The following is a 13139-nucleotide window of genomic DNA, read 5'->3' on the forward strand; positions in this document are numbered from 1 at the left end:
TCAGTTGGCTCCCGAGAACTCGGCGCGGCGGGCGACGATCCATCGCGCCAGCGCATTGACGGCGAAGGTCACGACGAAGAGGATGAGGCCGGTGGCGATCAGCGTGTTCACTCCGGTGTCGTGTGCCTCGGGGAAGGCCAGGGCGATGTTGGCCGGGATCGGCGTGGGGTTCGTCGCGGTGAGTACCAGGAAGGTGACCACTGCGGACGGGGAGAGCACCATGGTCACAGCCATGGTCTCGCCGAGTGCCCGGCCGAGGGCGAGCATCGCCGCCGAGACCATGCCGCCGCGAGCGAAGGGCAGGACGGCCATACGCACCATCTCCCATCGGGTGGAACCGAGGGCGAGGGCTGCCTCCTCGTGGAGCTTCGGGGTCTGCAGGAAGACCTCACGGCAGATGGCGGTCATGATCGGGATGCACATCACTGCCAGCACGAGAGCCGCGGTGAGGATCGTCTTCCCGGTCGACGACACCTGGCCCCCGAAGAAGGGGACCCAGGAGGCGTTCTCGTTCAGCCAGGCGTAGATCGGCTGCAGGAGCGGGGCGAGCACGAGGCCGCCCCAGAGCCCGAAGACGACGGAGGGGACGGCGGCGAGCAGATCGATGATGTAGCCGAGGACCGCGGCGAGACGCCGGTGGGCGTAGTGGGAGATGAACAGCGCGATGCCGATCGCGATGGGAGCGGCGATGAGGAGCGCGATGAATGAGGCCCAGAGCGTTCCGAAGATGAGCGGCCACACGTACGACCAGAAGGACTCACCCTTGAGGATGTGGTTGTCGCTGGTGTCGAGCTCGAAGGCGGGGAGGCTCTGAATGAAGAGGAAGGCGGCGACGAGCGCGAGGACGACGAGGATGACGATCCCCGCCCCGAGCGCGGTGCCGGAGAAGACCCGGTCGCCAAGTCGCTGCTTCGCCTTGATAGGCGCAGGTGGCGCCTTGGTCGGCGTCGGTGTCGGCGCCTGGGCTGTCGTGCTCATGATCTCCCTGTTTCGGGCCGGGTCGATATGGATCGGATACTGACCGGGAGGTGCCCCCGCGCCCCGTCGGGACGCGGGGGCACCGTGTCAGCGTGTCGGCGTGATCAGCCGACCTGGATCAGGTCGATCGCGGCGAGGACCTGATCGCGCAGGCCGTCCGAGATCGGTGCGCTGCCGGCGTTCTCGGCCGCAGCGTCCTGGCCCTCAGCGCTCGCGATGTAGGTGAAGTACTCCTTCACGAGCTCCGCGACGTTGCTGTCCTCGTACTGCTCGCAGCCGATGAGGTAGCTGACCAGGGCGATCGGGTAGGCGCCGTCCGAAGCGGTGGCGGGGTCGACGTCGAAGACGAGGTCCCCTGCGCCGCGGCCTTCGACCAGCGGCGAGTTCTCGACGAGCTTGGCGGCAGCCTCGGCCGAGTAGGCGACGAAGTCCCCGCCCACGCCGACAGCGACCTGTCCGAGTCCCTCGGCCTGCGAAGCGTCGAGGAAGCCGACGGCGCCGTTGCCTGCCGTGATGGCCTGCTTCACACCGGAGGTGCCCTGCGCTGCCTCGCCACCCTGGATCGGCCACACGTCGGCCGGCTCGTAGGTCCAGACGTCACCCGCCGTGGCGTTGAGGTACTTGGTGAACGTCTCCTGCGTCCCCGAGGGGTCGGAGCGGTGCACGGGCGAGATGGCCAGGTCGGGCAGCTCGACGCCGTCGTTCAGCGCGGCGATCTCCGGGGCGTTCCAGTTGGAGATGGTGCCGGCGAAGATGCCCGCGATGGTCGCGGCGTCCAGGTTGAGGGAGTCGACGCCCTCGAGGTTGAACGCGACGGCGACCGGCGAGATGTAGAGCGGGACCTCGACGATGTCGTCGGTCGTGCAGGCGCCGAAGCCGCCGGCGGCCACCTCTTCGTCGTTGAACGCGCGGTCGGAGCCGATGAAGTTGCTGCCGCCTTCGAGGAAGTTCTCGCGACCCGTACCGGATCCGGTGGGCTCGTAGTTGACGGTCACGTCGGGGTTCGCGGTCTGGAACGCGGCGACCCAGGCTTCCTGAGCGGCCGCCTGCGAGGACGCGCCGGTGGCGTCGATCGTTCCGGAGAGTGTGGAATCGGTGGGAGCTTCGGTGGAACCGGAGCCGCCTTCGTTCGCGGCGCAACCGGCGAGAGCGAGAGCGGCGACGGCGCCGATGGCGCCGATTCGTGCGATTCGGGAGATCTTCACTGTGGATCCTTCGATCTTGGATGGGTGGGGCCCGGTGCAGGGCACACAGTGACGCTATGGGCGACGGTTAACGAGACTCTCCCGAGCAGGTGAACGGCAGGTGAACGACGGGCGACTCTCTGGGGTGCTCCCGCGTGATTCCGGCGGTGGTGTCCGGAATCCGTCGACGCGTCAGACCTTCGGGATGTGCGTCTCGATCGCGATGATGCCGGAACCGGGGTTCGTGGACGACAGGTGCACGACCGAGAACGCGGCAGGCTCGAGGTCGGCGGCGCTGCCGAGATACGACCCGGTGACGGTGCCGGTCGCGAGGGCGATCTCCGACAGCAGCCCGGGGAGCACGGGACCGTGACTGCACAGCACGGCCGGCTTTCCGGACCGCACCCGTCGGCCGACCACGGATCGAAGATCGGCCGCGCCGTCTTCCCAGGCGTCCTGGCTGATCTTCTCCGTCTGGACCGGCTTCCGGCCGAGGGCCTTCGCGAGCGGGGTGACGGTCGCGACGCAACGTACCGCGTCACTCGTGACGATCTTGCGCACACCGAAGGCGCGGAGCGGCCCGACGATGGACTTCGCCTGGGTGCGGCCACGTTCGGTGAGCGGGCGCGCGGCGTCCGAGCGGTCCCAGTCCGAGCGCGAGAGCGCCTTCGCATGGCGCAGCACGATCACCGGGAAGGTGCGCAGCACGCCGTCATCGACCAGGTTGGAGAAGAAGTCGAGGATCTCCAGGTCGACCGGGTAGCTCAGTCGGTTGCGTGCCTTCTTCACGCTGACCCATTCGAGCGCCGCGATCTCCCGATTGGGCACGAACGTGGACTCGCGGATCGCGTCGTCCGTCGCCTCGGCCGCCCAGTAGTGCACGACCTTCTGCTTGCGGGAGGCGAGGTGGTAGCGGCTCACTCCGATGGGAACGCCGAGGGAGACGCGGATGCCGGTCTCCTCGTGCACCTCGCGCACGGCGGTCTCGGCGAGCATCTCTCCCGGATCGACCTTCCCCTTGGGCAGCGTGACGTCCCGGTACTTGGTGCGGTGGATCAGGAGGATCCGCAACTTGCCGTCGATGATCCGCCAGACCACGGCGCCTGCGGCGTACACCGCCTTGTCGGCCCACTTCGACCCCGTCTCGGAGTCGGGCGGGAGCTGCAGCTGCCGCCGGATCATCGAACCGCCCGTGCGCGGCGGCGCCGCTGGATCAACCCCATGGTCTTATCTTGCAGGTCGATCAGGGGCTTTCCGTCGGCATCCACGGCGTGGCGCTCCCAGACGCCGTCGGCGCCGAGGTGCCACGACGAGGTGCCGTCGTTCATCGCCAGGTCGAAGAAGGTCCGGAGCTCCTTGAGATGGGCGGGGTCGGTCACGCGCACCAGTGCCTCGACGCGACGGTCGAGGTTGCGGTGCATCATGTCCGCGCTGCCGATGTACACCTGCGGGTCACCGGCGTTCTCGAACGCGAAGATCCGCGAGTGCTCGAGATAGCGGCCGAGGATGCTGCGCACCGTGATGTTGTCGCTGATGCCGTCCAGGTCGGTGCGCAGGCTGCAGATGCCACGCACCCAGACGTCGACCTTCACGCCCGCGGCGCTCGCGCGGTACAGCGCGTCGATGATCTCCTCGTCGACCATCGAGTTCACCTTGATGCGGATGTGGGCGGGGATCCCGGCCTCCGCGTTCTTGCGCTCGGCGTCGATCTGGCGGATCAGTCCCTTGCGGAGGTGGAGCGGGGCGACGAGGAGTCGTTTGAACTTCTTCTCGATGGCGTACCCGCTCAACTCGTTGAACAGGCGCGTCAGGTCCTTGCCGACCTGTGCGTCGGCGGTGAAGAGCCCGAAGTCCTCGTAGATGCGGCTGGTCTTGGGGTTGTAGTTGCCGGTCCCGACGTGGGAGTAGTGCCGCAGCATCCCTTCTTCCTCGCGGATGACCAGGGCGAGTTTGCAGTGTGTCTTGAGTCCCACGAGGCCGTACACGACGTGCACGCCGGCCTTCTCGAGCTTGCGCGCCCAGACGATGTTGTTGGCCTCGTCGAACCGGGCCTTCACCTCGACCAGCGCGAGGACCTGCTTGCCGGCCTCAGCGGCGTCGATCAGGGCCTGCACGACGGGGCTGTCTCCGGAGGTGCGGTACAGCGTCTGCTTGATGGCGAGCACATGCGGGTCACGGGCGGCCTGCTCGAGGAAGGCCTGCACGCTCGTCGTGAACGACTCGTAGGGGTGGTGGACGAGCACGTCCGACTTGCGGATCGCCTTGAAGATGTCGGCCCGTGCGCTCGATCCCGCGGGCTGGAAGGCCACCGCCGTGGTGGGCAGGTGCGGCGGGTAGCGCAGATCGGGGCGGTCGATGCGCGAGAGGTCGAAGAGTCCGCGGAGGTCGAGAGGCCCGGGGAGGCGGTAGACCTCGAGATCCGTGATGTCGAGCTCGCGGACCAGCAGATCCATCGTGACGTCATCCATGTCATCGGTGATCTCGAGCCGGATCGGCGGACCGAACCGGCGGCGCAGGAGCTCGGCCTCCAGCGCCTGGATGAGGTTCTCGCTCTCGTCCTCCTCGATCTCCACATCTTCGTTGCGGGTGAGGCGGAACGCATGGTGGTCGAGCACCTCCATGCCCGGGAACAGGTCGCCCAGGTGGTTGGCGATGAGTTCCTCCAGGCGCAGGAAGCGCTTGATCTCGCCGGCGCCGGGAACCTCCACGAAGCGGGGGAGCATCGGCGGGACCTTGATGCGCGCGAACTCCTGGCGCCCGGTGCGGGCGTTGCGGATGCGGATCGCGAGGTTCAGCGAGAGTCCGGAGATGTAGGGGAACGGGTGCGCCGGGTCGACCGCGAGGGGCATCAGCACCGGGAACACCTGCGCCTGGAAGTAGTCGGACAGCGCGGAGCGCTCGCCGTCCGTGAGCTCGGACCAGTCCGTGATCTCGATACCGGATTCGGCGAGGGCGGGGCGCACGAGCGAGTTCCACGCGTCCGCGTGGCGCAGCTGCAGTGCGTGCGCCTCACGGGAGATGTCGGCCAGCGCGTCGACCGGGGAGCGGCCGATGTTCGTCGGCACCGCGAGACCGGTCATGATGCGCCGCTTGAGCCCTGCGACGCGCACCATGAAGAACTCGTCGAGGTTGCTGGCGAAGATGGCCAGGAAATTCGCCCGCTCGAGTTCGGGCAGTGACGGGTCTTCCGCGAGCTCCAACACGCGCTGATTGAACGCGAGCCAGCTGAGCTCGCGATCCAGGTAGCGGTGGTCGGGCAGCATCGAGTCCGGGGACTCGATGGCGTCGAAGTCGTCGTCTTCGGCGTCACCGAGACCGGCGTCGGCGAGTGCGGGATCGATCATGGGGTACATCTAAGCACCGCCAGGTGACGCTCGTGTGAACGGTGTCGATCCTCAGTGGCCCGCGGCGACGCTCTCTTCTTCGTTGACGTTGAAGCGATAGCCGACGTTGCGCACCGTGCCGATGATCTGTTCCTGGTCGCCGAGCTTCGCCCGGAGGCGCCGCACGTGCACGTCGACCGTGCGGGTTCCGCCGAAGTAGTCGTAGCCCCACACCTCGCTGAGCAGCTGCTCCCGCGTGAAGACACGCGAAGGATGGGTGGCCAGGAAGTGCAGCAGCTGGAACTCCTTGTAGGTGAGGTCCAACGGCCTGCCGCGCAGCTTCGCCGAGTACGACTGCTCGTCGATCGTGACTCCGGAAGCCTGCACGCTCGCGGGCTCGGCGACCTCATCGCGGCGGGCCAGCGCGAGGCGGAGGCGCGCGTCGATCTCCGCCGGGCCCGCGGTCGCGAGCAGCACGTCGTCGATTCCCCAGTCGCCCGAGAGGGCGCTCATGCCTCCCTCCGTGACGACGAGGAGGAGAGGGGCGTCCTGACCTGTGGCGCGCAGCAGCCGGCACAGCGACTTCGCGGCGACCAGATCATGGCGTCCGTCGACGATCACGACGTCGTACTCCGGAGCGTTGACCAGCTGTGCGGGTTCCGCAGGGATCTGGCGCGCTCTATGGCTCAGCAGCTCAAGGGCGGGCAGGACCTGCTCCGAGAGCGGAGCATTGGTCAGAACCAGGACCAGGGCCACGCGCACTCCTCACCGACGGGGGATCGACGTCGTGCCGCCATGATACCGGGGCGGATGCGCAACAATGGTTGTCATGACGGAACCAGCACTCGCACCACGCAACGCGTTCGTCGGTGTGATCGTCGTGTGGGCGGCGGCATTCGTCGCGACCGTCGCGATCGGGATCTTCGTGCCGGAGGAGTGGCGTGTCCCCTGGATGCTGGTGGGCTTCGGAGGCGTCGTCCTGCTCTCCTTCGCCGTGCAGCTCTGGTACGGCCGCACCCAGGGATTCATCTTCCGGGTGGCGAGCAGCGTGATCGGCGCCCTGATGCTGATGGGGCTCATCTCGGTCGGTTTCGGTCTCGCGGCGCTGATCCCGTCCTGACGACGGCGGGGCGCGGTAAGGTGGGGGACATGGACCTCATGGCGCTCGAAATCTTCTTCATCGGCCTGCTGGGCCTCGCGAGCCTCGCTATCGTCTTCGTCTCGGCAGTGGTGCTGCGCAACCTCTTCCGCGGCCAGCGCTGACGCGATCGTGATCGAACTGCCCGTCGACCTTCCGGCCGATCTCGTCCCCTTCGCGTGGCTGATCGGCGTCTGGGAGGGTACCGGTGTCATCGACTACCCGGTCGGCGACGAACGCCTGCAGGGTGAGTTCACCCATCGGGTCAGTTTCAGCCATGACGGCGGCCCGTTCCTGAACTACTCCGGCTCAGCCACCTTCCTCACCGACGAGGGGGCGCCGGCGGCGGCACTGCTCGCCGAGACGGGATTCTGGCGACTCGCGCGACCGGCGACGGACTCGGATCCCGGTCCCGCGCTGCTCCCGCCCACCGCGCCCGCCGTCGCACGCACGGTCGACGACGTGGAGGAGCTGCGCGCGCCGAGCGGCGGATTCCCCATCGAGGTGTCGCTCGCGCACGCAGACGGTGCCCTCGAGCTGTACATCGGCGAGATCAACGGTCCGCGCATCGACATCGGCTCCGACGCCGTCGTGCGCAGTGCCGGCGCCAAGGTGCACACCGCATCATCGCGCATGTACGGCCTCGTCGACGGACACCTGCTGTGGGCGTGGGACATCGCCGCGCTCGGCACCCCGCTGCGCTCCCACGCCTCCGCCCGGCTGGCCAAGGTCTGAGATGTCCGGTTTCGACCAGGTCGACGGTGCCGTCGCCGAGGGTGATCTGATCGCCCACTTCGGCGATGTGTTCCGAGAGCAGCGGCGCCTCGCCGACGGCGCGGCTCTCGCCCCGCTCGGCGATCGCACCGTGATCGAGGTCGCGGGTCCGGAGCGGTTGAGCTGGCTCGATTCGATCACGTCACAGGCCGTGGGACGCCTCGCCCCCGGTGACAGCACCGAGCTTCTGGTGCTCGACCCGCAGGGCCGGGTGGAGCACGCGGCCGGTGTCATCGACGACGGCGAATCCACGTGGCTCATCGCCGACGACGGAGACGCCGAGGCGCTTGCCGGCTGGTTGACGCGGATGAAGTTCCGCACACAGGCGACCGTCGACCTCCGCTCCGACCTCGTGCTGGTCGGATACATCGACGGCGGCGTCATCTCCGCGACGGCGACCGCCGCGGCGTTCGCCCCGAACGGCGCCGCACTCGTGTGGTCCGACCCGTGGCAGCGGATCAGCGTCGGCGGACACCAGTATTCCGAGGTCATCGAGCATCCGGCGGCCGACTACGCCTGGCGGGTGGCGATCCTCACCGCGGAGCAGGCCGACGCTCTCGCCGCTTCTCTCGACCGGGAGGCGTTCGCCGGCGTTCTCGCCGCAGAGGCTCTGCGGGTCGCGGCGTGGCGCCCGCGCTGGACGACCGAGGTCGACGAGCGCTCGCTTCCTCATGAGTCCGACTGGATTCGCAGCGCGGTGCACCTGAGCAAGGGCTGCTACCGCGGACAGGAGACCGTCGCCAAGGTCCACAACCTCGGGCACCCGCCGCGTCGTCTGGCCGCGCTCCACCTGGACGGCAGCGATGCGGTCCTGCCCGAGCCCGGTACCGCGGTCTTCGCCGGCGACGACGAGGTCGGGCACCTGACCTCGGTGGCGCGTCATCATGAAGACGGTCCGATCGCCCTCGCGATCCTCTCCCGGCGCGCGCCCATCGGCGACCTGGTGGTTCGCGCCGACGGCATCGACATCGCCGCATCGCAGCAGGTCATCGTTCCGGCCGACGCGGGGGCCACGGCAGACGTCCCGCGCCTGACCCGGCTGTCTCGGAGACCCACGGCGCCGGACCCGCGTGACGCCGTCCCCGGAAACGGAAGCTGAGCTCAGCCGGGCAGCGGCGCGACCGCGGCCCACGGCAGTGTGAGCTCGCCGAGACGCCAGCGGGTGCGCCCGCCGAGCACCGGCCAGCCCTGATCCCGTAGTCCTGTCACCGCGGCGAGGAAGCGCTGCGTGGCGCCGAACGTCGACAGGGGAGCCGCGCGGTCCCACTCCCGGTCGAGGTCGATGAGCAGATCGTGCACGCGCTCCCCGGCGACGTTGCGGTGGATCAGGGCCTTCGGCAGACGCTCGGCGACGACGCTCGGACGTTCGAGATCGGCGAGACGGAGCGAGATCGTGAAGCGCAGCGGTGTGGCCTGCGAATCGACGTCGATCCAACTCGACACGCGCCCGATCTCGTCGCAGGTCCCTTCGAAGAGCAGGCCGCCGGGGGACAGGCGTGCGGTCATGCGTGCCCAGGCATCCGGCACGTCTTCCTCGTCGTACTGGCGCAAGACGTTCATGGCCCGGATCGCCGCAGCGCTGCGTCCTCGGGGGAGGGGGACCTCGAAGCCACCCCGCGCGAACGACACGGGGAGATCGGCGGCGAAAGGAGTCCGTCCGGCCCGCACCTCCGCGAGCTGAGCCTCGGCCGTGGCGACGCGGGCGGGGTCGATCTCGAGCCCGAGCACCTCGACATCGTCGCGGACGCGCACGAGACGTGTGGCGAGTTCGAACGCGGTGACTCCGCTGGCACCGTAGCCGAGGTCGACGACCAGGGGATCGTGCGCGCGGCGCAGCGCGTCGCTCTGCGCGATCCAACGGTCGTTGCGTCGGAGTCGGTTCGTCCCCGTCGTGCCGCGGGTCGGCCGGCCGAGGGGAGATGACGCCATGTCACCATCCTCCCAGGATCCGACTCGGCGGGACGTCCCAGGTGGATAAACTGGCGGCATGACTGCGACGCGTACCCTCATCCTGCTCCGCCATGGCCGAAGCGAGTGGAACGAACTGAACCTCTTCACCGGTTGGGTGGACGTCCGCCTCAACGCTCAGGGCGAGAAGGAGGCGCGTCGCGGCGGCGAGCTGCTCGCCGAGTCCGGCATCCTGCCGGACGTGCTGCACACCTCGCTGCTGAGCCGGGCGATCCAGACGGCGAACATCGCTCTGGACGCCGCCGACCGTCTGTGGATCCCCGTGACGCGCTCCTGGCGTCTGAACGAGCGTCACTACGGTGCGCTCCAGGGCAAGGACAAGGCGCAGACGCTCGAGGAGTTCGGTCCCGAGCAGTTCCAGCTGTGGCGCCGGTCGTTCGACGTGCCTCCGCCCGTGCTCGACGACGAGAGCGAGTTCAGCCAGGTGCACGATGTCCGCTACCAGGGCATCGACGGCGAGGTGCCCCGCACGGAGTCGCTCAAGCTCGTCATCGACCGTCTGCTGCCGTACTGGGAGAGCGCGATCGTCCCCGACCTCGAAGCCGGCAAGACGGTCCTCGTCACCGCGCACGGCAACTCGCTGCGCGGCCTGGTGAAGCACCTCGAGGGCATCAGCGACGAAGACATCGCCGAGCTGAACATCCCGACCGGCATCCCGCTGGTGTACGAGCTCGATGAGAACAACGTCCCGACCGGTCCCGGCCGCTACCTCGACCCCGAGGCTGCGGCTGCCGGCGCGGCCGCCGTCGCCGCGCAGGGCAAGAAGTAGGTCGAGACCCCCTCACACCGTCGGCGCCCCTCCTGATTCACGCGAATCAGGAGGGGCGCCGACGTGCAGAGGGGGTCTCGACCGAAATGTCCGGAGGAACCGGAGGAGAGGCGGAGAGACGGGTCAGGCGTGGCCGTGTTCCTGCTGCTCCAGCTCCTGCTGTTCGACGGCGAGGGGGATGTCCTCCTCCTCGACCGCCCAGTCGCCGGTCGAGAGGTAGACGACCTTCTTCGCGACGGCCACCGCGTGGTCGGCGAAACGCTCGTGGTAGCGGCTGGCGAGCGTGGCGTCGACGGTCGCCGTGGCCTCGCCCTTCCAGTTGTCGCTGAGTACCTTCTCGAAGACGGTGGCGTGCAGTTCGTCGACATCGTCGTCCGCGTTGCGGATGGCGTCGGCGAAACGCAGGTCCTGTGTGCGCAGCAGCTCCGACAGCGTGCGCGCGACCTCGACGTCGAGCTCGCCCATCTTCACGAACGTGCCCTTGAGGCCCTTCGGGATGGCGCGCTCGGGGAAGCGGAGGCGGGCGAGCTGGGCGATGTGCTCCGACATGTCGCCCATGCGCTCGAGCGAGGCGCTCACGCGCAGAGCCGTCACGACGATGCGCAGGTCGCGTGCGACCGGCTGCTGGCGGGCGAGGATCTCGATCGCCTGCTCGTCGAGGGCGACGGCCAGCTCGTCGATCTTCGCGTCGTCGGCGATGACCTCCTCGGCCAGTGCCACGTCGCTCGTGGCGAATGCCCGGGTGGCCTTGTCGATGGAGACCGTGACGAGGTCGGCGATCTCGACCAGGCGGTTCTGAAGATCCTCGAGGGACTGGTGGAACACTTCGCGCATGTTGGGGCGCAACCTTTCATTCGGATCTCGGCTGTGTCAGCGCGAGACGGCGGGTCGTCCGCACGAGAGCAGGTCTGTGCTCCCGCACAAGCCCGAAGCGATTGTCCGCTTCGAAGGTTAACGAACGGTGCCCAGCACGTGAATAGTACTTCCCCTGTTCCCGCCAGGGCGCGGAAACCCGCCGGACGGACGGTGAACGCACTCTACGCTTGTGACATGACCTTGCCGCAGCTCGCGCTGTCCTCGCTCGCCATCGGGCTGGTGATCGGTGTCGGCCTCTCCCTGCTCGTGGCCTGGGCATACCGGGCACGCGCACGTGTGCAGGAGGAGACGTCGCTGGCCGTCCCGGCCGGTATCACCGACGTTCTGCGCAGCATGGACGATGCAGCGGCGATCGTCGACACCTCCGGCATGGTTCTCGCCTCCTCGCAGGCCGCGACCCGCTTCGGTATCGAGGTCGGGGCGACGCTCGACAACCCGGAGCTCCGTCAGCTCGTACGTGTCGTGAGGGACACGGGAGGTTCCGTCACCGAGTCGATGCGCATCACGCGGGGAGGATTGAGCCTCGATCCGCGACTCGTGTCGGCGCGCGCGAGCGTGATCGGCACGCGCCTGGTGCTGCTGATCATCCGCGACGTCACCGAGCAGGAACGCCTCGATCAGATGCGCCGGGATTTCGTCGCCAACACGAGCCACGAGCTGAAGACACCGGTGGGCGCAGTGAGCCTTCTCGCCGAGGCCATCGAGTCGGCGGCCGACGACCCCGCGCAGGTGCGCATCTTCGCCGCCCGCATCGCGGCGGAGGCCGGGCGACTAGGACAGCTCACGGGTCGGATCATGAGCCTGTCCCGCCTCCAGGCCGAGGACGGTCTGACCAAGGTCGGTCCCGTGGCGATCGACGAGGTGATCGCCTCCTCGATCGAGGCCCATGTCGTACAGGCCGATTCCGCCGGCGTCGATCTCGCCCGCGGCGGTGACCGGGGCGTCTGGGTGCGCGGCGACGCGCAGATCCTCATCGAGGCGGTCGGCAACCTGATCGCCAACGCCATCGTCTATTCGCCCCGGGGATCCCGGGTGGGCGTCGGCGTGCGCGCCGAGGACGGAGTGGTCGAGATCGCGGTGTCCGACCAGGGCATCGGTATCGCAGAAGCGGACCGTGAGCGCATCTTCGAGCGGTTCTACCGAGCGGATGAGGCCCGTTCCCGGCGCACGGGCGGCACGGGACTCGGGCTGTCGATCGTCAAGCACGCCACGCAGCGCCACGGTGGGGAGGTGCGGCTGTGGTCCCGCCCCGGACGCGGCTCCACCTTCACGATCCGGCTTCCTCGGATCGACGCCCCGGAGCACGGCGACTCGGGCAAGAAGAGCAAGAAGAAGCGTGCGCGCAAGGCCGCCAAGGCTGCGGCATCCGCGCGCGTTCGAAACGGAGAGAGAACATGACCCGAATCCTTCTCGTCGAGGACGAGCCCGACCTCGCCGACCCGCTCGCGTATCTGCTTCGCCGTGAAGGCTACGAGGTGGAGATCGCGGAGGACGGCCCCGGCGCGCTCTCCGCGTTCCGGGAGCGGGGCGCGGACATCGTGCTGCTCGACCTGATGCTGCCCGGGATGCCGGGCACCGAGGTGTGCCGTCAGATCCGCTCGACGTCGGCCGTGCCGATCATCATGCTCACGGCGAAGGACTCCGAGGTCGACATCGTGGTCGGGCTCGAGCTGGGCGCCGACGACTACATCACCAAGCCGTACTCGTCGCGCGAACTGCTCGCGCGGATGCGCGCCGTGCTGCGCCGGGTCGTGCAGGCCGACGGCGAGCTCGACGAACGCGTGCTCGACGGCGGCAGGGTCTCACTCGACATCGACCGGCACACCGTGTCCGTCGCGGGTGAGCAGATCAACATGCCGCTGAAGGAGTTCGAGCTCCTCGAGGTCCTGATGCGCAACTCCGGACGCGTGCTCACCCGCGGTCAGCTCATCGACCGGGTCTGGGGGAGCGATTACTTCGGCGACACCAAGACGCTCGACGTGCACATCAAGCGCATCCGTTCGCGCATCGAGGAGAACCCGAGCGAACCGGTGATGCTCGTCACGGTGCGCGGCCTGGGCTACCGCTTCGAGGGCTGAACACAGAGGAGGCCGGCACCCCGTAAGGTGCCGGCCTCCTGTGTGTTCGAC

At 68.5% G+C, this 13139-nt stretch carries 13 protein-coding genes; 6 read left to right on the forward strand and 7 right to left on the reverse strand.

Annotated features, from left to right (window positions below; genetic code table 11):
• From pstC to KV397_RS04355, 5 genes are all read right to left on the reverse strand, one after another.
• On the reverse strand, positions 1-978 hold the full coding sequence (pstC, locus tag KV397_RS04335; protein WP_047521548.1) for a phosphate ABC transporter permease subunit PstC: 978 nt from the start codon (positions 976-978) through the stop codon (positions 1-3).
• A gap of 104 nt (positions 979-1082) precedes the next feature.
• A complete protein-coding gene (locus KV397_RS04340) occupies positions 1083-2183 on the reverse strand; it encodes a phosphate ABC transporter substrate-binding protein PstS (protein ID WP_261812251.1) in 1101 nt (366 codons plus the stop codon).
• Positions 2184-2354: 171 nt separating this feature from the next.
• On the reverse strand, positions 2355-3344 hold the full coding sequence (locus KV397_RS04345) for an NUDIX hydrolase (RefSeq protein ID WP_261812252.1): 990 nt from the start codon (positions 3342-3344) through the stop codon (positions 2355-2357).
• Positions 3341-5506: an RNA degradosome polyphosphate kinase gene (locus tag KV397_RS04350; RefSeq protein ID WP_261812253.1), complete on the reverse strand. Its 2166-nt coding sequence runs from the start codon at positions 5504-5506 to the stop codon at positions 3341-3343. The genes KV397_RS04345 and KV397_RS04350 overlap by 4 nt, the downstream gene beginning before the upstream one ends.
• Before the next feature lie 51 nt (positions 5507-5557).
• Positions 5558-6241, reverse strand: a complete 684-nt coding sequence (locus KV397_RS04355; protein WP_047521542.1) for a winged helix-turn-helix transcriptional regulator — start codon at positions 6239-6241, stop codon at positions 5558-5560.
• Positions 6242-6314: 73 nt separating this feature from the next.
• Between KV397_RS04355 and KV397_RS04360 the strand changes: the two genes are divergently transcribed.
• The 3 genes from KV397_RS04360 (at position 6315) to ygfZ (ending at position 8496) form a co-directional block, all read left to right on the forward strand.
• Positions 6315-6605 carry a hypothetical protein gene (locus tag KV397_RS04360; protein ID WP_047521540.1) on the forward strand — a complete coding sequence of 97 codons (291 nt, stop codon included), beginning with the start codon at positions 6315-6317 and terminating at the stop codon, positions 6603-6605.
• Positions 6606-6755: 150 nt separating this feature from the next.
• On the forward strand, positions 6756-7358 hold the full coding sequence (locus KV397_RS04365) for an FABP family protein (RefSeq protein WP_047521538.1): 603 nt from the start codon (positions 6756-6758) through the stop codon (positions 7356-7358).
• Between the two features lies 1 nt (position 7359).
• Positions 7360-8496: a CAF17-like 4Fe-4S cluster assembly/insertion protein YgfZ gene (ygfZ, locus tag KV397_RS04370; protein WP_261812254.1), complete on the forward strand. Its 1137-nt coding sequence runs from the start codon at positions 7360-7362 to the stop codon at positions 8494-8496.
• A 2-nt stretch (positions 8497-8498) separates the two neighbouring features.
• Here the strand turns inward: ygfZ and KV397_RS04375 are convergent, their stop codons facing one another.
• Complete coding sequence (locus KV397_RS04375; RefSeq protein ID WP_047521535.1) at positions 8499-9326, reverse strand: class I SAM-dependent methyltransferase; 828 nt, start codon at positions 9324-9326, stop codon at positions 8499-8501.
• Between the two features lie 58 nt (positions 9327-9384).
• Here KV397_RS04375 and KV397_RS04380 point away from each other — a divergent pair, with 58 nt between their 5' ends.
• Entirely contained in the window at positions 9385-10134 is a 750-nt protein-coding gene (locus KV397_RS04380) for a phosphoglyceromutase (protein ID WP_047521533.1), read from the forward strand.
• A gap of 123 nt (positions 10135-10257) precedes the next feature.
• Here KV397_RS04380 and phoU read toward each other — a convergent pair whose 3' ends face one another.
• Positions 10258-10968, reverse strand: a complete 711-nt coding sequence (gene phoU, locus KV397_RS04385) for a phosphate signaling complex protein PhoU (protein ID WP_047521531.1) — start codon at positions 10966-10968, stop codon at positions 10258-10260.
• Between the two features lie 216 nt (positions 10969-11184).
• On the opposite strand from phoU, the gene KV397_RS04390 reads away from it, so the two are divergent.
• Positions 11185-12408 carry a sensor histidine kinase gene (locus KV397_RS04390; protein ID WP_261812255.1) on the forward strand — a complete coding sequence of 408 codons (1224 nt, stop codon included), beginning with the start codon at positions 11185-11187 and terminating at the stop codon, positions 12406-12408.
• Positions 12405-13088 (forward strand): response regulator transcription factor, encoded by a 684-nt coding sequence (locus KV397_RS04395; protein WP_047521528.1) that lies wholly within the window; start codon positions 12405-12407, stop codon positions 13086-13088. Before KV397_RS04390 ends, KV397_RS04395 begins: the two co-directional genes overlap by 4 nt.
• The last annotated feature ends 51 nt before the right edge of the window (positions 13089-13139 follow it).

This window comes from Microbacterium aurugineum (assembly GCF_023101205.1).
GTDB lineage: Bacteria > Actinomycetota > Actinomycetes > Actinomycetales > Microbacteriaceae > Microbacterium > Microbacterium aurugineum.